General features: G+C 32.6%; 18 protein-coding genes. 12 read left to right on the plus strand and 6 right to left on the minus strand.

Translation table 11 applies throughout. The annotated features are described in order from the left end of the window. The first annotated feature begins 25 nt into the window (after positions 1–25). The 3 genes from AB3G36_RS15810 to AB3G36_RS15820 all read left to right on the plus strand — a co-directional run bounded on the left by AB3G36_RS15810 (position 26) and on the right by AB3G36_RS15820 (position 3,419). Positions 26–1,426: a hypothetical protein gene (locus AB3G36_RS15810; RefSeq protein ID WP_367754348.1), complete on the plus strand. Its 1,401-nt coding sequence runs from the start codon at positions 26–28 to the stop codon at positions 1,424–1,426. A gap of 66 nt (positions 1,427–1,492) precedes the next feature. Then, positions 1,493–2,452, plus strand: coding sequence for a hypothetical protein (locus AB3G36_RS15815; RefSeq protein ID WP_367754350.1), 960 nt, complete (start codon positions 1,493–1,495; stop codon positions 2,450–2,452). Positions 2,453–2,462: 10 nt separating this feature from the next. Continuing rightward, positions 2,463–3,419 carry a hypothetical protein gene (locus tag AB3G36_RS15820; RefSeq protein ID WP_367754352.1) on the plus strand — a complete coding sequence of 319 codons (957 nt, stop codon included), beginning with the start codon at positions 2,463–2,465 and terminating at the stop codon, positions 3,417–3,419. Between the two features lie 85 nt (positions 3,420–3,504). Here the strand turns inward: AB3G36_RS15820 and AB3G36_RS15825 are convergent, their stop codons facing one another. The 3 genes from AB3G36_RS15825 to ychF form a co-directional block, all read right to left on the minus strand. Further along, the gene (locus AB3G36_RS15825) at positions 3,505–4,026 is read right to left on the minus strand and encodes an NADPH-dependent FMN reductase (protein WP_367754354.1); all 522 of its coding nucleotides are present in this window, start codon (positions 4,024–4,026) and stop codon (positions 3,505–3,507) included. Positions 4,027–4,127: 101 nt separating this feature from the next. Next, complete coding sequence (locus AB3G36_RS15830; RefSeq protein ID WP_367754356.1) at positions 4,128–5,162, minus strand: MBL fold metallo-hydrolase; 1,035 nt, start codon at positions 5,160–5,162, stop codon at positions 4,128–4,130. A 152-nt stretch (positions 5,163–5,314) separates the two neighbouring features. Continuing rightward, positions 5,315–6,409, minus strand: a complete 1,095-nt coding sequence (ychF, locus tag AB3G36_RS15835; protein WP_367754358.1) for a redox-regulated ATPase YchF — start codon at positions 6,407–6,409, stop codon at positions 5,315–5,317. Between the two features lie 307 nt (positions 6,410–6,716). Between ychF and AB3G36_RS15840 the strand changes: the two genes are divergently transcribed. The 3 genes from AB3G36_RS15840 to AB3G36_RS15850 all read left to right on the plus strand — a co-directional run bounded on the left by AB3G36_RS15840 (position 6,717) and on the right by AB3G36_RS15850 (position 10,924). After that, on the plus strand, positions 6,717–9,365 hold the full coding sequence (locus AB3G36_RS15840) for a TonB-dependent receptor (protein ID WP_367754360.1): 2,649 nt from the start codon (positions 6,717–6,719) through the stop codon (positions 9,363–9,365). Between the two features lie 155 nt (positions 9,366–9,520). Next, positions 9,521–10,267: a class I SAM-dependent methyltransferase gene (locus AB3G36_RS15845; RefSeq protein WP_367754362.1), complete on the plus strand. Its 747-nt coding sequence runs from the start codon at positions 9,521–9,523 to the stop codon at positions 10,265–10,267. 123 nt (positions 10,268–10,390) lie between these two features. Next, on the plus strand, positions 10,391–10,924 hold the full coding sequence (locus tag AB3G36_RS15850) for a hypothetical protein (RefSeq protein ID WP_367754364.1): 534 nt from the start codon (positions 10,391–10,393) through the stop codon (positions 10,922–10,924). A gap of 70 nt (positions 10,925–10,994) precedes the next feature. On the opposite strand, the gene AB3G36_RS15855 is transcribed toward AB3G36_RS15850, so the two are convergent. Then, positions 10,995–11,345, minus strand: coding sequence for a 4Fe-4S dicluster domain-containing protein (locus AB3G36_RS15855; protein WP_269222303.1), 351 nt, complete (start codon positions 11,343–11,345; stop codon positions 10,995–10,997). A 151-nt stretch (positions 11,346–11,496) separates the two neighbouring features. On the opposite strand from AB3G36_RS15855, the gene AB3G36_RS15860 reads away from it, so the two are divergent. The 6 genes from AB3G36_RS15860 (at position 11,497) to AB3G36_RS15885 (ending at position 16,326) form a co-directional block, all read left to right on the plus strand. Continuing rightward, positions 11,497–12,555, plus strand: a complete 1,059-nt coding sequence (locus AB3G36_RS15860) for an acyl-CoA reductase (RefSeq protein ID WP_367754366.1) — start codon at positions 11,497–11,499, stop codon at positions 12,553–12,555. A 93-nt stretch (positions 12,556–12,648) separates the two neighbouring features. Beyond that, complete coding sequence (gene serC / locus AB3G36_RS15865) at positions 12,649–13,719, plus strand: 3-phosphoserine/phosphohydroxythreonine transaminase (protein WP_367754368.1); 1,071 nt, start codon at positions 12,649–12,651, stop codon at positions 13,717–13,719. A 109-nt stretch (positions 13,720–13,828) separates the two neighbouring features. Then, positions 13,829–14,779, plus strand: a complete 951-nt coding sequence (locus AB3G36_RS15870) for a D-2-hydroxyacid dehydrogenase (protein WP_367754370.1) — start codon at positions 13,829–13,831, stop codon at positions 14,777–14,779. Positions 14,780–14,880: 101 nt separating this feature from the next. Beyond that, complete coding sequence (locus AB3G36_RS15875; protein ID WP_367754372.1) at positions 14,881–15,444, plus strand: hypothetical protein; 564 nt, start codon at positions 14,881–14,883, stop codon at positions 15,442–15,444. Between the two features lie 112 nt (positions 15,445–15,556). Beyond that, complete coding sequence (locus AB3G36_RS15880) at positions 15,557–15,991, plus strand: DUF6146 family protein (RefSeq protein ID WP_367754374.1); 435 nt, start codon at positions 15,557–15,559, stop codon at positions 15,989–15,991. 32 nt (positions 15,992–16,023) lie between these two features. Further along, complete coding sequence (locus tag AB3G36_RS15885) at positions 16,024–16,326, plus strand: DUF6787 family protein (RefSeq protein WP_367754376.1); 303 nt, start codon at positions 16,024–16,026, stop codon at positions 16,324–16,326. 1 nt (position 16,327) lies between these two features. On the opposite strand, the gene AB3G36_RS15890 is transcribed toward AB3G36_RS15885, so the two are convergent. Both AB3G36_RS15890 and msrA read right to left on the minus strand, forming a co-directional pair. Further along, positions 16,328–16,615: a hypothetical protein gene (locus AB3G36_RS15890; protein ID WP_367754378.1), complete on the minus strand. Its 288-nt coding sequence runs from the start codon at positions 16,613–16,615 to the stop codon at positions 16,328–16,330. Between the two features lie 60 nt (positions 16,616–16,675). After that, entirely contained in the window at positions 16,676–17,221 is a 546-nt protein-coding gene (msrA, locus tag AB3G36_RS15895) for a peptide-methionine (S)-S-oxide reductase MsrA (RefSeq protein WP_367754380.1), read from the minus strand. Positions 17,222–17,328 lie beyond the last annotated feature (107 nt).

Below are 17,328 nucleotides of genomic sequence, written 5' to 3' on the forward strand. Positions count from 1 at the left end.
AAAACAACTATAAATAAATTAAACAATGAAAAATAAATTAAATTTTGGAATTATAGCTTTAGCATTAATAGCTTTATCCTCTTGCAGTAATGATCAAGTCTCAACACCGCAATTTAAAGCTAGTACTACTATTACTGGAGAAACCCTTTCTGGAAGCGTAAAAGGAACAATGGAATCAGGCAAAACCTATTATTTTAATTCAAAAGTAACCATTAATGCTAATGATACATTGGTTATGCAAAGTGGTGTAAAATTATTAGCTACAAATCCTGCTGCAGAATTGATTGTAAAAGGTGTCTTTATTTCATTGGGAACAAAAGAAAGCCCAAACTGGATTACTGGAAAAGATGCTTATTTGAATCCAGCTAATTATAAATTAACAACACTACAAGATCCTAATACTGATCCAGCTTTGAAACCAGATGGCAAGTTTTGGGGAGGTATTCAATGTGAAGCCACTTGTTCTTTATTGGATATCAAATGGACTCATTTAGATTTTGCAGGAGGAACTGCAGATGACTTAAATGCTGATCAAGGGTACAAATCTGGAGATGATTTATTCAATATCAAATTTGGTAATCCTGATGGAATTTTAATTCTAGAAGATTCATGGGTTTATGGTTCAACTACAGACGCCGTTCGTGCAAATGGAGGAAAAATACACATCATGAGAAATACAGTTGAAAAAGTTGCTTATAATGATGGGGACTGTTTTAACGTAAAAAATTCAAGCATAGGAGACATGGCTTATAACTTAATCATAGGAACCGCTAAAGGAGGTACAAAAGCATCTAATAAAGGTACTTACGGAAGCGTTCAAACGGAAATCAATATGTATAACAATACGTATGTATCTGGTGGTTTTAGAAGTGTAGATCCAGACCGTGGTGCTAATGCTAATATTGAGCAAGGTGCCAAAGGAAAAGTGTACAACAATCTATTTGTAAATTGTAGAACAGGCTTGCGTATTTTAGAAAACCCAGCTGCCGATTTTGCCAACTGTTTTTATGGTAATAACTTAAGTTATGGTGATACTGCCGCCATTGTAAATGAGTTTTACCCAACTACTCATGCAACAACTCCCCAACCTACTGATCTTCCTTTACCTTCTTCTTTCTTACCAGTAGGTTATGTTAATGGCGCAGTATATAACGCTCCGCAATTAGTAGGTCAAAACAATCCTAAATTTGTAAACTTCCCGTTACCTGTTCCTGTTATAGCAAATTTAACTTTGTATAACTTTCAAGGAAATTATGATTTTCACTTAGCTGCTGATTCACCAGCAATTGGTAAAGGGAACGCTTCATTTACTGCAGTTAATGCAACAGCTTCTCTAACAAATCAATATCTAAAAGCCACCGTTACTCCTCCAAATGTTGATTTAGGAGCATTCCCTAAAAATGGTTTAGGTAATCTACATAATTAATAAAATTTAATTTAATTAGAAAGGCGGTTGGGAAATCCATCCGTCTTTTTTTATTTTTTTTGAATTATGAAATTACGCTTCTGTATTCTATTTGTATTTATATTAATACATTCATTCAGTTTTTCTCAAAACAAGAAAACGCCTTTTACTTTCATTGTCTTAGGTGATATGCCCTACAATTTACCCAAAGACAATCTGAAATTTGAAAATGTAATTGCAGCACTTAACAAACGCAATCAAGCTTTTAATGTTTTTGTAGGAGATTTTAAATCGAGCAAAACACCATGCTCAGATACTGCTTTTCAAAAAATTTTAGGTTATTTCAATAGCTTCAAAAAACCATTAATCTATACTCCTGGCGATAATGAATGGACAGATTGTGGAAAACCTCAAGCGGGCTCTTACAATACAAATGACCGCTTATCTGCAATTAGAGCACAATTCTTTAAGGACACTTTACATAGTTTAGGCAAATCAACAATGGAGTTAAGTTCAGAATCGTCAAATGTTGCTTATGCGAAATATGTTGAAAATAAAATTTGGAAGTACAACGGGATTTCATTTGCCACCATTCATCTTGTAGGCTCAAATAACAATTTCAATACTGATAATTTAAATTCAAATGAAGAATTTTATGAGCGTTCAAATGCTAATATTTTTTGGTTGAATACCGTTTTTGAACAAGCAAAAAAGGACAATTCTTTAGGAATTGTGATCTTTGAACATGCAGATATGATTACACCCGATAAAGGAAAAGAGGGGTTTGTAACTTTCCTTAAAGAACTTCAAAAACGAGTAGAAACATACAAAAAGCCAGTTCTTTTAGTAAATGGTGATTCTCATGAATACAAAGTAGATAAACCATTGTATGAAAATGTGGAGTTAAAAAAAACAGTGCTAAACTTCACCCGGTTGCAGGTATTTGGCGAAGCTGATATGCATGCTGTCGAAGTTACAGTAAATCCAAAAAATCCAGCACTTTTTGAAATCAACCAAATTTGGATTCCAGAAATCAATAAATTTTAAATTAAAAATAATGAAATACTCTTCCCTAATTGCATTTTGTTTTTACAGCATATTTCTAACAAGCTGTACTAGCGACACTACTAAAACAGCAGAACCTGAAGTTATTATTGACCCCGTTGTGGTTGACCCAATAGTAAACACTCCTTTGGTTTCCGAAGTAGGCTTGATGTGGTCCTATGCCCCTGAATCCTCTGGGATTGTCTTGACAAATGGTTCTATTTACACCTTTAATGATTCCGGAAACCCTAATGTTTTTTACAAAGTAAATCCTGCCGATGGAACTTTGCTGCAGTCTATAACCGTTACAAATTTTCCAAACGTAGATTGGGAAGATATTACAGCCGATGATAATTATATCTATTTAGGTGATTTTGGAAATAATGATGGAATCCGAAAAGATTTAAAAGTTCTAAAAATCAGCAAAGCACAGTTTATAAACGAAACAGCCAAAACGGTTAATGTAACAGCCGAAGCTATTGCTTTTTCTTATAATGAACAAACGAGTTTCATTTCTTCAAGCACTCATAATTTTGATTGCGAAACCATTATTTCAAAAGCAGATAATTTATATATTTTTACTAAAAATAGAGGGGATAATAAAACCAGCATTTATAAACTCTCCAAAACTCCGGGTCAGTATTCCGTATCATCATTAGCCCGTTATAACGTAAATGGGTTGATCACTGGTGGAGATTACAATGCTCAAACTAATGAAGTAATTTTAGTAGGTTACTCCCCTTCTGGTCATAAAAATTCTTTTGTTTACAGTTTGACTAATTTTAATGACGATTCGTTTTTTTCAGGAACTGTTGTTGAAAAAATAATAGGAAATAGTTCCAATGACTGGCAAACCGAAGGAATTGCTTTTGGTTCATTAGATGGAAAAAAAATATACCTTTCATGCGAAACAACAGCTTTTAGTAAAGCACAATTATACAGCACCGATAAGACTACTTTGGGTTTCTAAAAAAGGATCAGACCTAGATAGTTGACTTATTTGCAATAATTATTAGGGTGAACTTTTAAAATATGGATGAAACTTATCTAAAAAATTAGAAATTATTTACAATTCCATTCAATTCCTCATCCAATTGGGGATTAGAAATCTTATTGTTTGCGATATCAAAATTATCATAGAAACTAGGTAAGGAAAAAGTAGCTTTAATTTCAGCTCCGTAACGAGGAAAAGCATTTTTTGCAATTTCTAATACGGTTGCGCCCCCTCTTTTCCCATTAGAAGTAGCCATTAGAAGCATAGGCTTTTCTTGAAAAACTTTACCCTTAATTCTGGAACACCAATCAAAAATATTTTTAAATGCTGCTGAATAGTTCCCGTTATTTTCTGCCATAGAAACTACTAAAATATCGGCCGACACTATTTTATCTAAAAACGCCTGTGCCAAAGGATGCTGACCAATTTCTTCCTCGACATCAACACTAAATAAAGGCATCTGAAAATCATTCAAATCCAATATTTCCACCTCGGCATTTTCAAATAAAGACGCCGCATACGTAGCTAATTTTTTATTGATTGAGTTTTTACTAGGGCTTGCGCCAAAGGCGATTATTTTCATAAACCGTATTTTTTATAAATATACTTAAAAAATGGCAGACGAATTTATTCGATTTAAATTTTGAGCCATTAACCTATGAAACTTTAGGAATTTGAAAACTACTATTCCATTTCCCACCATTTTAAGCTATCGGTAAAGTTAGCACTGAATAACTCTCCCATTTTCGGGGTGATGAAATTCAATTTTTCAGTAGCTGCTTTTTCTGAAAATCGCTCAACTGGCTCTTTCCATGCATGTTGCGCTAACGCAAAACCTGCCCAATGCACTGGCATACAATTTCGAACTTTTGCATCTATTGCAGCCTGAACACTCTCCTCAGGATACATATGAATTTGATGCCAGTTTTCATTGTATTGACCACATTCCATAAAAGCAAAATCGAAAGGTCCTAAACGTTCTCCTATTTCTTTAAAATGTGTACCATAACCACTATCACCGCTGAACCAAATATTTTCTTCTTCTGTGTTAAAAACCCAACCGCCCCAAAGCGATTTAGCTCTATCAGTCAATCCTCTTCCTGAAAAATGCCGTGTGGGCGTGAACGTAATTTTTATACCATTAAAGACAGACTCCTCCCACCAATTAAATTCAGTAATTATATCTGCCGGAATTCCCCAAGAAACTAAATGCCTTTTCACCCCTAAAGCAACATAAAACAACTTCGTTTTTTCTTTAAGTTTTAAAATACTTTCATAATCTAAATGATCATAATGGTCATGTGATATTAGCACCAAATCAATTTCAGGGAAACTGTCAATAATCGTGAGTGTTGAATCACTAAAACGCTTTACTTTGAATGGTGCAATCGGAGCCGCATCAGAACCAAACATGGGGTCGATTAAAATATTCTTGTTTTTTAATTGCATATATATTGCTGAATGTCCATACCATATGCTTTGCATAGATTGATGTGTATTTATAAATAATTCACTATCAAACGGCACAACGGACAAGGACTTTGCTTCTCTACCCTCTTTTTCACAAAACTGCTTACGCAAAAATTTAGGCATATTAGACAATGAAAAGTCCATACTGGTTTCTTCCAGGTTTTCAAAAATGGTACCGTTCCAATACTCTGATTTTGAATATTTTTCTATTTCGTTTTTTGACGGTTTTGCTCCAAATTGCTTTCTCATATTCTTTTAATTGTTTCCTAAAAATTCTACGACTTAAACTTAGTAAAAAATAAATTATTTAATTGTTAATTTATATCCTTGTTAACAATCAAAAAAGCCTGCAAAATTACTTTTGCAGGCTTTACCTATTTTCTATTTTCTAATCTATCTGATTATACGTTGAAACGGAAATGCATTACATCTCCATCTTTCACAATATATTCTTTTCCTTCAACTTTAAATTTCCCAGCTTCTTTTGCTTTTGCCTCAGAACCATAGTGAACAAAGTCTTCGTATGAAATTACTTCGGCACGGATAAATCCTTTTTCAAAATCAGTGTGAATTACTCCGGCTGCTTGTGGTGCAGTTGAACCCACGTCAATTGTCCAAGCACGAACTTCCTTAACACCTGCGGTAAAATAAGTTTGTTGTTTTAATAATTTGTATGCTGCACGAATAAGGACTGATGCTCCTGGCTCAGTTAATCCCATATCTTCAAGAAAAACTTGACGCTCTTCGTAGCTTTCCAATTCTGTAATATCTGCCTCAGCACCTACAGAAAGGATTATCACTTCAGCATCTTCATCTTTAACTAATTCACGAACTAAATCTACATACTTATTTCCTGTCACTGCTGAATTTTCATCAACATTACATACATATAATACTGGTTTTGCAGTAATCAATTGAAAACCTTCCATCAAAACTTCTTCATCATTATTTTGAGGAGTTATTGTTCTAGCTGATTTTGCTTGTAATAACGTTTCTCTTATTCTGTCTAAAAGTGCTTTTTCAGTTTGCGCTTCTTTATTTCCAGTTTTAGCTGCACGATTTACTTTTTCCAAACGTTTTTCAACATTCTCTAAATCTTTTAATTGCAACTCGATATCAATCGTTTCCTTATCACGTATAGGATTTACATTTCCGTCAACGTGTACAATATTATCATTATCAAAACAACGTAATACATGAATGATTGCATTACACTCTCTAATATTTCCAAGAAATTGATTTCCCAATCCTTCCCCCTTACTTGCTCCTTTAACTAAACCTGCAATATCAACAATATCAACAGTAGCCATTTGAACGCGTTCTGGTTTTACTAATTCCTCTAATTTTTCAATTCTAGGATCTGGTACATTTACGACACCTATATTAGGTTCAATTGTACAAAAAGGAAAGTTAGCACTTTGCGCTTTTGCATTTGACAAACAATTAAATAATGTTGATTTTCCAACATTTGGCAATCCTACAATTCCTGCTTTCATTTTATTTATGTTTACAAATAGAGTTTATGCTATTCGTTTTTAGTATTTACTTTAAAAGTTTGCAAATATAAGATTTAATAAATCTATTAGTGAAAATAAACCTAAAATTTATAGGAACAGAGGTATTTTTAAACATTTTATCAAAGTAATAATAATTTTTGTAACAATTTATTGATTCCGTAATTAGATTGTGAAATTTTCATTATCTCCCATTTATTTTTAGAAATACAGACGATATATTAATGTTATGTTAAAAAAATACTATATTGCACAAGATTTTAAACCAAAAACCAAACTTAATTAAATTATGAAAAAAATCACATTACTTTTTTTACTACTAAATGTCAGTGTTCTTTTTGCTCAAAAAGAAATTTCTGGAGTAGTAAAAGATAACTCTGGTGCGGGATTACCCGGAGTTAACATTGTCGAAAAAGGGACAAACAATGGAGTCTCTACTAATATCGATGGAGCATACAAAATAAAAGTTAAAGAGGGAGCTACTTTAGTTTTTAGTTATATTGGTTATTCTAAAGTTGAAAAAGAAGCAACTGGCTCAACAATTAATATCGTTTTATCAGAAGAAGGTGGTCAAGCCTTAGATGAAATTGTAGTTACAGGATCTAGAACAGCTCCTAGAAGTAACACTACAACCGCATTACCAATTGACGTAATTTCTTCTAAAGATTTAACATCTACAGGTCAAGCAACTTTTGACAAAGCATTACAGTACAAAATCCCATCATTTAACACGGTACAAACTCCAGTGAATGATGCGACTTCTTTACTTGATCCTTATGAAATTAGAAACATGGGACCAAGTAGAACATTAATCCTTATCAATGGAAAACGTAAAAACTTAAGTTCATTGCTTTACGTACAAACTTCTCCAGGACGTGGTGAAACAGGTGCAGATATTTCTGCGATACCTACAGACGCAATCGAAAGAGTAGAGATACTTCGTGATGGTGCTTCTGCTCAATACGGATCTGATGCAATCGCAGGGGTAATGAACATTATCTTAAAGAAAAGTACTAACGGAGGTTCAGTAACTGTAAGAAGTGGAATGACTTCTGAAGGTGATGGCGAAATGTTAGGAGTTAGTTTAAACAATGGTTCTACTGTTGGAGATAAAGGTTTCGTAAACTATACTGTAGATTTCTCTAAAGTAAACCAATCAAACAGACCAGGTACAGTTGATGCTGCTGGTGAAGCTGGAGATTTTGGTGCATCCTTATCTGATGTCCAAGCTTTCCTTGCTAAACACCCAGACGCAGGAAACATCAATGGTTCTCCTGAAACTGCAGCTGCAAAATTCTTAGTAAATGGTGGTAAAGAGTTAAGCGAAACATCTCAACTTTATTACAATGCAGCATATGTTTACAAAAAAGTAAACTCTTTTGCTAACTATAGAACTCCATATTGGAGAACATTATCTGACTATCCTTTCTTAAAAGACTTTTTTGGTAATGGTACCCCAGCATCTTATCAAGGTTATGTTCCAACATTTGAAGGAGATTTGAATGACTATAATGGAACATTTGGATACAAGTCAACAAAAAACGACTGGAATACTGATGCAAGTATTACAGTTGGTGGTAACACTCAAACGTACTCTGTTAACAATTCATTTAACAGATCAGACATACAAGATTCTGATGGAAATAACGTTTACTTAGAAAACAGTCCAATCTCTTTCAAACCAGGAGGAACTGCTTTCAACCATATTGTAGGGAATTTAGACATATCTAAAATATTGTCTGACAAAATTAGTATTGGTTTTGGTTCGGAAATGAGAACAGAAACATTTGAAGTTATCGAAGGTGACAAAGCATCTTGGGATGGTGTTGGAGCTGACTCTTTTGCAGGTAACAGACCTGAAAACTCTGGAAAATGGAATCGTTACAATTTAGGAGCTTATTTTGACGTTGCCTACGACGTAACTAAAGATTTCTTAATAAACGGTACTATTCGTTATGAAGACTATAGTGACTTTGGTGGAGCAACAGTTTGGAAAATAAGTTCAAGATATAAATTTGCCGATGATAAAATTACATTAAGAGGATCTGTTTCTACTGGTTTCAGAGCACCTACATTACACCAAATTTACACTCAAAAATCGCAATACTCTTTTGTTCCTGGTCAAGGAATTCAAGTAAGTGGATTAATCAACAACTCATCTCCACAAGCTCGTATCTTAGGAATTCCTAAATTAGATGCTGAAAAATCAACTAATATTACTGTTGGTATTGGTGCAAAACCTTCTAGAAACTTCAACTTTACTGTAGATTATTACAATATTAAAGTTGCTGACAGAATCGTTTTAGGAGACAAAGTAGAAACTCAATTTGGTACAGTGGCTTGGTTTGAGAATTCATTTGATTCAAGAACTTCAGGTTTGGATTTTGTTGCTAACTATACTAACATTGAATTAGGAACTGGAAAACTTGCTTTCAACTTATCTGGAAACGTTACCATTCAAAACGAAAGAATTTCTCCTGTAAAAAGTAATAACTTCAGCCCTACATTAGATGCTTTAATGTTTACTTCTAGACCAGACACTAAATGGATTTTGGGAGCTAATTATGAAATTGGAAAATTTGGCTTCTCTCTTAACAATACTTATTTTGGAAAAACTACTTTCAAACAAGATGGTTTAGATTCAAACTTAAGAACAGAATTTACACCTAAAATTGTTACGGATTTAGGAGTTTCTTTCTCAGCAACTGAGAAATTAACATTCTCTTTTAATGCAAATAACTTGTTAAATGTATTACCAGAATGGAAATTTAAAGCTGAAAATGCTGCAGGTGCTGCTTTATTAGCTGATGCTGCTCAGGTTAAAAACCAATCAAACTTGATTACTTTTAACCAACGTTATTCTCGAATGACTTATGATGGTTTTCACTTTAGTCAATTAGGAACTATGTTCAATTTATCAATGAACTATAAATTCTAATTCGGTTATCGAATATATAATTTTAAAAGGCTGTCTTTCGACAGCCTTTTTTTATACTTCATTTTTTCATAAATTTATATCGTACGTATTCATTTTAAAATTAATCAATACACTCAAAAAGCATTTATCCAGAAACCGTATTAAAAGAGCATCTTATGGCATCACTATACAATGAAAAAATGGCAACTATATACGACGCTATGTATCAAACTTTTGTTGATTATGATGAAGAGTATCAGTTTTACAACTCCCTTATTCAAGAAAATAATTGCAAAAGTATACTAGAGATAGGAAGTGGTACTGGCAATCTTGCCAAACGCTTTCAAGAAAACAAACAAGATTACAAAGGATTAGATTACAGTAAAAATATGATTGCTATTGCGCAGCAAAGGAATAAAAACTGTCTTTTTATTCACGGAGACATGCGTGATTTCAACCTGGATAAACCAGTCGATGCTATTCTTATCACAGGTAGATCTACAAGTTACTTAACTTCAAATGATGACATTAACGAAACCTTTACCTGTTTAATAAACAATATTAATGACGAAGGAATTATAATCTTTGATTTTATAGATGCTAACCGATTTATCCCTTTTGTAAATGAAAATCAAAAAATAATACATGAAGCCAAACATGAAGGAGTGAACTATTTAAGGGAAAGCAACTGGGAAACAACCTCCTTAGACAACTTTATGCTCGAATGGAATGCAAAATACTTCACTATTACCCTTGGCGACAAAGAATTAATAGCAAATGATTTTTCAACCGTACGCGTTTTTACATTAAATGAAATGCAACTTTTTTTATACATAAATAATTTTGAAATTATAAAAACCATAGATCGAAAAACCTATGCCTATGATACCTATGTTATTGTAGCTAAAAAAAAGAGACTTTAAATTTCAATCTCATTTAGTTTTAACAATAACGTAAATAATATAATCTTTTATTAAAATCATATAATAATTAAGCCTAGATCTATTTGTATTTTTGTGATATACAAATCATTAAAAACAAATATCATGAAAATTATAGCTTTAGGAATGGTTGCTTTTTTACTTTCGTTTAATAGTCAAGCACAAAACAAAAATGTAAAAACAGAAGTAAAAACTAAAATTACAACAATTAAAGATTCACAAGGAGAGAAAAAATTAGTTAAAACTGAAGAGGTAAAAGAGGTTCAAGCAGTTGAGTTAATGGATGCCGATTCAAAAGTTTTAAACAAAGACACAAAAGAAACTCCTGTAGAAGTTACCGCAACAACAAAAATCACGGCTGATGGAGTTACTAAATTAATTGACGTAGACCGATCTGCTTATTACGAATTAGACGGAGTAAAATACCAAGTTTCTAATGATAAAAGTGGTTATACAGTTTTTTCTCCTGACGGAAAAAAATCAGCTATCTTAAGAAAAACATCGAATAACAATTACATCTATAAATCTAAAAACAAAACTTCATTTGGTTATTTTGATGGTGATGGAAATTTAGTTCTAGAATCGTATGATGAAGCGACAGACACAATCACTGTTACTACTTATGTTATTGAAAAATAAAAAATAAGACATAACACAAAAAAAACCTGAACGAGAGTTCAGGTTTTTTTGTGCTTAAATTAAATTAAACTTATTCATTATGCAGAAAAGCTTGTCTATTTAACAAGGTTTCTTCAGTTTCCACATGGTTATCATCTGGAATACAACAATCTACAGGACAAACAGCAGCACATTGCGGCTCATCATGAAATCCTTTACACTCCGTACACTTACCAGGTACAATATAGTAAACTTCATCAGAAATTGGAGTTTGAGCAGCATCTGAATCAACCTCTGTACCATCTGGTAAAATCACCTTCCCTACCAATTTTGTTCCATCTTTATATCTCCAGTCATCCGCACCTTCGTATATAGCTGTATTAGGGCACTCTGGTTCGCAAGCACCACAATTTATACATTCATCTGTTATTATAATTGCCATCGTAATTTATCTTAAAGTTTATATGTCTTAAGCCTTATAGTCTCAAAGTTAAAAGACAATTCAATCTTTTGACTTGATGACTTTTGACTTCGACTTTATTATGCTTATTTTTGTGCAAAATTACAATCAAAACAATTCATAAGCAAACATTATGACATTAGAAACAAAAAAAAGTATTTTTGTTGAATTAGGGAAATTTTTAAGCCAATTTTCTCAAGATAATGATTCAAAAAAAACAAGCGTACTATATAATGACCTCTTTTTCGAAGAATTCATCAATTTAATAAAACTTTCCCAGTCCCATAATGGATGGTATACACCTGAACATGTATACTTTTCTATCCAATCTTGGGCCAAAGCACTGACCGAAGATAATTTAACGAAATGGACATCTGTCTACGCAATTGAAAATATAAAAGCCAAGAACGTTGCTTTAATTTTAGCGGGAAATATTCCTCTGGTAGGGTTTCATGATTTTCTGACTGTATTAATGACTGGCCATAATGTTTTAATAAAAACATCTTCAAACGACCAATATTTACTTCCTTTTTTAGCAAAATACATCATAGCCGTCGAACCTGAATTTGCTGAAAAAATCACGTTTGTTGAAGGAAAATTAGAGAATTTTGATGCCGTAATAGCAACTGGAAGCAACAATACAGCTCGTTATTTTGAATATTATTTTAAAGATAAACCATCCATTATCAGAAAAAACAGAAATTCTGTTGCAGTACTAAATGGTTCAGAGTCCAAAGAGCAGTTAATTGCTTTAGGAGAAGATATATTTAGGTATTTTGGACTAGGATGTCGAAATGTATCTAAACTTTTTGTCCCAAAAGACTATGTTTTCGATCCTTTTTTTGAAGCTATTTTTGAATATCAGGATGTGATTCACTATGAAAAATATGCCAATAATTACGATTACAATAAGGCTGTGTTTTTAATGAGTAATTTTAAGCTTCTTGACAATGGTTTTTTGACCTTAAAAGAGGATTCAAGTTACGCCTCTCCTATTTCAAGTGTCTTTTACGAGCGCTATGAAACCATAGCTGATCTACAACAAAGGTTAATAAATGAAAAAGAGCAAATACAATGTATTGTTAGTAATGGTCTTGTTCAAAACAGTATCGCTTTTGGAGAAACGCAAAACCCTCAATTATGGGATTACGCAGATAACGTAGATACTATTTCGTTTTTGTTAACAATATAGGTTAAAAATGTTTTATTTTTTCGAATTATTTAACGCTTTTTAAAGTCCTATTGCCGAAATTTGCATTTTAATTTTTCGGACATAAACTACATCATGAAAAAACACAACTACAGCGCAGGACCTTGTATTTTACCACAAGAAGTTTTTGATAAATCAGCACAAGCTATTTTAAATTTTAATGAATCCGGGTTATCTATATTAGAAATTTCGCATAGAAGCAAAGATTTTGTTGCGATTATGGATGAAGCTAGAGCATTGGCACTAGAATTATTAGGATTAGAAGGCAAAGGATATCAAGCACTTTTCCTTGCTGGCGGAGCAAGTCTAGAATTTTTAATGGTACCTTATAACTTAATGAAAGAAGGCGGTAAAGCGGCTTATCTTGATTCAGGAACATGGGCTAGCGGAGCAATAAAAGAAGCGAAATTTTTTGGAGAAACGGTTGTTGTTGCCTCTTCAAAAGAAGAAAATTACAATAATATCCCAAAAGGATACAGTGTACCTGCTGATGCAGATTATTTTCACTGTACAAGTAATAACACCATTTTTGGTACGCAAATAAAAGAATTTCCATCGTTAGACATGCCAATTGTTTGCGATATGAGTTCTGATATTTTTTCTAGAGTTTTGGATTTTTCTAAATTTGATATCATCTATGCAGGAGCACAAAAAAATATGGGGCCAGCAGGAACCACTCTTGTAATTGTAAAAGAAGAAATCCTAGGTAAATCAGGTAGAACTATCCCAAGTATATTGGATTACGAAAAACATATTAAAGCAGAAAGTATGTATAATACTCCTCCTGTTTTTCCTGTATATGCATCACTGTTGACTTTACAATGGTTAAAAAATCTAGGTGGTATTGCTGCTGTTGAAAAACTAAACAATGCAAAAGCTGCTTTACTTTACACTGAAATTGACAGAAATCCATTGTTTAAAGGTGCTGCTGCAATTGAAGACCGTTCTAATATGAATGCAACTTTCTTATTAAACAATCCAGAGCACGCAGCAACTTTTGACACTATGTGGAAAGCAGCAGGAATTTCTGGAATACCTGGACATCGTTCTGTAGGTGGTTATAGAGCTTCTATGTACAATGCTTTGCCTATTGAAAGCGTTCAAGTTTTGGTAGATGTCATGCAAGAATTAGAAAAAGCAATTTAAAAATTATAATTAGGGATTGATTTAAGAATTTCAAAAACTTTTTATAATCAATCACACCATTAAATAAACAGATTGAATTTTTAAATTTTCAATCTTAAAAAAAACAATAATGAAAGTATTAGCAAACGACGGAATTTCTAAAAGTGGAATTCTAGCTTTAGAAAAAGGTGGATTTGAAGTAATAACTACAAAAGTAGCACAAGAACAAGTGGCTAATTTTGTAAACGAAAACAACGTGAGCGTAGTTTTAGTTCGTAGCGCTACTAAAGTACGTAAAGATATAATTGACGCTTGTCCAGGTCTAAAAATAATTGGTCGTGGTGGTGTAGGTATGGATAATATTGATGTTGACTATGCAAAAAGCAAAGGGATTCATGTAATCAATACTCCAGCATCTTCATCAGAATCTGTGGCAGAATTAGTTTTTGCTCATTTGTTTTCTGGTGTTCGTTTTTTACATGATTCTAATAGAAACATGCCTCTTGAAGGAGATTCAAACTTTGATGGTTTGAAAAAAGCATATGCAAACGGAATTGAATTAAGAGGTAAAACATTAGGAATTGTTGGTATTGGTCGTATTGGTCAAGCTACTGCTAAAATGGCTCTTGGACTAGGTATGAAAGTGATTGCTGCGGATAGTTTTATCCCACAAGTTGACGTAAAAGTGGAATTCTTTGACGGACAATCAATCACTACTACTATAGTTTCTCAATCACTTGAATCTTTATTCAAAGAAGCTGATTTTATTACTTTACACGTTCCAGCTCAAGATGGTTACATCATCGGTGAAAAAGAACTAGCTATCATGAAAGATGGTGTAGGTATTGTAAACTGTGCTCGTGGTGGTGTTATTGATGAAGTTGCATTAGTAAAAGCATTAGACAGCGGAAAAGTGTTGTTTGCTGGATTAGATGTTTTTGAAAATGAGCCAACTCCAGAAATGACAATTTTAATGAATGCTAAAATTTCTTTGACTCCACATATTGGAGCTGCAACTGGAGAAGCACAAGATAGAATTGGTACGGAATTAGCTTCACAAATCATTAGTTTGATTGGTTAATTAACTTAATTTTAGTTACATATATACAAGTGGGTTTGTTAATTTATTTTAACAAACCCATTTTTTTTGTAAATTGCAAAGCAAATCTAAAAAGTATAAAAATGTTTGAACAATTAACCCAATTAGCCCAACAATTTGGTGTAGATTCTGTGATAAATAATGCAGCAGTACCAAATGAAAAAAACGAAGCGGTACTAGACGAAGCCAGTAATTCAGTACTAAGCGGATTACAAAAAGTAGTTTCCGAAGGAGGCATTGACCAATTAGCTGGATTATTTCAAGGTAACAATGCTACAAATAGTACTAACCCAGTAGTACAAAAACTAACACAAGAATTATCAGGTAACTTAGGTGAAAAATTTGGAATAAATGCCTCTGATGCCTCTGGAGTAGCTTCTAAATTAATTCCTCAAATTTTGGGTGCTTTAGTAAGTAAAGCAAAAGATCCAAATGATTCCAGTTTTGAAATATCAGATATTATTGGAGCCATCACAGGAGATGCTGGGAAAAACTCTGGAATTATGGATGCTATCTCTACCTATGGAGGACAATTTGGCTTAGACCAAAATGGAGATGGCAAAGTAGATATTAGTGACGCAATGGATGCTGTTACCAAAAAAGGTGGTGGAATTGGCGGGATGCTAGGTGGTTTATTTGGAAAATAATAAACAACATACTTATTTTTAAAAATCATTTGCTTATCGTAAATGATTTTTTTTGTTAAAACACTCACAACCAACTAATTATTTTTGTAAATTTAATTTCAATATTTCAATCATGAAAAAAATTTTTTACATAGTAAGCGTTATTTTATTTTCCATTTTTAGTTGTAAAACAGCTAACACAGCTTTAGTAAAGTCTAATAAAACAATTCCTATTCAAAATGATACCATCCGAATTGCTAACGATGAATTAGAATATGAAGTAATAATTATTGACCCCGGTTTTAATACTTGGCTTGTTTCAAGAGCCTTTCCTCGAAATTATTATTCCCAATCGTACTTAGAAAGTAAAAACAGAATCTGGATCAGCGAATGGAATAACCGTGTTTTACAACCTTTTCGCTATAGTCCCAATTTATATGAAATGAGTATATCTTACGATCCCAATATTGACTATGGGTATGAAGTCAATTATTTAATTTATAATTATTTAGTTTATTTTCAAAATACCTATAAACAAAAACTTTTTGGATATGTTCCCTCAAGATAATCTTAGTATATTTGTAATCATTATAAATAAAAATGAAAGGATTGAAGAAACGTTGGGGAATAGAATCTAATTTTCAACTTACCATAATAATTATTGTTTTTGCAATTACGGGATCTGCTTCGGCTTGGTTGTCTAAACCTTTTTGTTTATGGTTGGGAATTATAAAAGAAGATTTAGGTATGTGGTTTACACCTATTCGACTCTTACTGATTTTCCCAATTTATCAAGTCCTTTTAGTGTTGAATGGATTTATATTTGGACAGTTCAAATTCTTCTGGGCTTTTGAAAAAAAAATGCTAAAACGAATGGGATTACGTTTTCTATTTAAAGATTAATTCACTCTCTTTTTTTAATCCAATAATTATAAATCCAGGTCAAGGTAAAACTTGGAATAATATCAGTAAAGGGAATAATCTCTTCCAAAAAGGCAATCACACCCGCAACCTTTCCCACTGTTCCTTTATACATTTGAGTCATTAAAAAACCTGCAATTGGCGCCCAAATAACATCTGAAAACTCACCAATCGTAGGCACCGTAAACGACAACATACCTATTCCGTCAAAGAGTATCCCAAGTATTAAATTCTTAGTTTTATTATTAGTAGCTAAAATAGGTCTATCCATATTATATTACTTTAACAATTCGTTTCAAGAAAATTAATAATAATAATAATAATAGATTTCTTATTTAAGTTTATCTTTAAAAACTTTTTTTAGTTTTTCCATTTTAGGAGTAATTACATAAGAGCAATAGCCTTGCAATTTATTCTGGTTGTAATAGTTATTATGATATTCTTCTGCCTTATAAAACGTAGATACTGGTGAGATTTGCGTAACAATAGGAGCATCAAAAGTATTTTCTTCAGTCATTAACGAAATATAGGCTTTCGAAATCTCTTTTTGCATTTCGCTGTGATAAAATATTTCACTTCTATATTGCGTCCCAATATCATTCCCTTGACGGTTTAATGTTGTAGGATCATGAGTTGCAAAAAACACCTCTAATAATTCGCCAAAAGAAATCTCATTGGGATCAAAAACAATTTCAATGGCTTCAGCATGTCCTGTATTCCCATTACAAATTTCAGCATAAGTAGGATTTAAAGTATGTCCTCCAATATACCCCGAACCAACACTTTTCACTCCCTTTAACTCTAAAAACACTGCTTCAGTACACCAAAAGCAACCTCCAGCAAATGTAGCTTTCTCCATTGTATTTTGTAATTCCATTTTATAAATTCTTAATTTAAATTCTATTTATGACTATCCAAATTTAACCTATTTAATAGACTTCTTTCTTTTTCATTAACTAAAATTTATAGTTTGTGGGATTAAAA

The organism is Flavobacterium sp. WC2430, assembly GCF_040822075.1.
Classification (GTDB): Bacteria; Bacteroidota; Bacteroidia; order Flavobacteriales; family Flavobacteriaceae; genus Flavobacterium.

Excerpts from the sequence above, each read along its gene's own strand:
- AB3G36_RS15810 (WP_367754348.1), top strand. The coding sequence starts at position 26 with ATGAAAAATAAATTAAATTTTGGAATTATAGCTTTAGCATTAATAGCT.
- AB3G36_RS15815 (WP_367754350.1), top strand. The coding sequence starts at position 1,493 with ATGAAATTACGCTTCTGTATTCTATTTGTATTTATATTAATACATTCA.
- AB3G36_RS15820 (WP_367754352.1), top strand. The coding sequence starts at position 2,463 with ATGAAATACTCTTCCCTAATTGCATTTTGTTTTTACAGCATATTTCTA.
- AB3G36_RS15825 (WP_367754354.1), bottom strand. The coding sequence starts at position 4,026 with ATGAAAATAATCGCCTTTGGCGCAAGCCCTAGTAAAAACTCAATCAAT.
- AB3G36_RS15830 (WP_367754356.1), bottom strand. The coding sequence starts at position 5,162 with ATGAGAAAGCAATTTGGAGCAAAACCGTCAAAAAACGAAATAGAAAAA.
- ychF (WP_367754358.1), bottom strand. The coding sequence starts at position 6,409 with ATGAAAGCAGGAATTGTAGGATTGCCAAATGTTGGAAAATCAACATTA.
- AB3G36_RS15840 (WP_367754360.1), top strand. The coding sequence starts at position 6,717 with ATGAAAAAAATCACATTACTTTTTTTACTACTAAATGTCAGTGTTCTT.
- AB3G36_RS15845 (WP_367754362.1), top strand. The coding sequence starts at position 9,521 with ATGGCATCACTATACAATGAAAAAATGGCAACTATATACGACGCTATG.
- AB3G36_RS15850 (WP_367754364.1), top strand. The coding sequence starts at position 10,391 with ATGAAAATTATAGCTTTAGGAATGGTTGCTTTTTTACTTTCGTTTAAT.
- AB3G36_RS15855 (WP_269222303.1), bottom strand. The coding sequence starts at position 11,345 with ATGGCAATTATAATAACAGATGAATGTATAAATTGTGGTGCTTGCGAA.
- AB3G36_RS15860 (WP_367754366.1), top strand. The coding sequence starts at position 11,497 with ATGACATTAGAAACAAAAAAAAGTATTTTTGTTGAATTAGGGAAATTT.
- serC (WP_367754368.1), top strand. The coding sequence starts at position 12,649 with ATGAAAAAACACAACTACAGCGCAGGACCTTGTATTTTACCACAAGAA.
- AB3G36_RS15870 (WP_367754370.1), top strand. The coding sequence starts at position 13,829 with ATGAAAGTATTAGCAAACGACGGAATTTCTAAAAGTGGAATTCTAGCT.
- AB3G36_RS15875 (WP_367754372.1), top strand. The coding sequence starts at position 14,881 with ATGTTTGAACAATTAACCCAATTAGCCCAACAATTTGGTGTAGATTCT.
- AB3G36_RS15880 (WP_367754374.1), top strand. The coding sequence starts at position 15,557 with ATGAAAAAAATTTTTTACATAGTAAGCGTTATTTTATTTTCCATTTTT.
- AB3G36_RS15885 (WP_367754376.1), top strand. The coding sequence starts at position 16,024 with ATGAAAGGATTGAAGAAACGTTGGGGAATAGAATCTAATTTTCAACTT.
- AB3G36_RS15890 (WP_367754378.1), bottom strand. The coding sequence starts at position 16,615 with ATGGATAGACCTATTTTAGCTACTAATAATAAAACTAAGAATTTAATA.
- msrA (WP_367754380.1), bottom strand. The coding sequence starts at position 17,221 with ATGGAATTACAAAATACAATGGAGAAAGCTACATTTGCTGGAGGTTGC.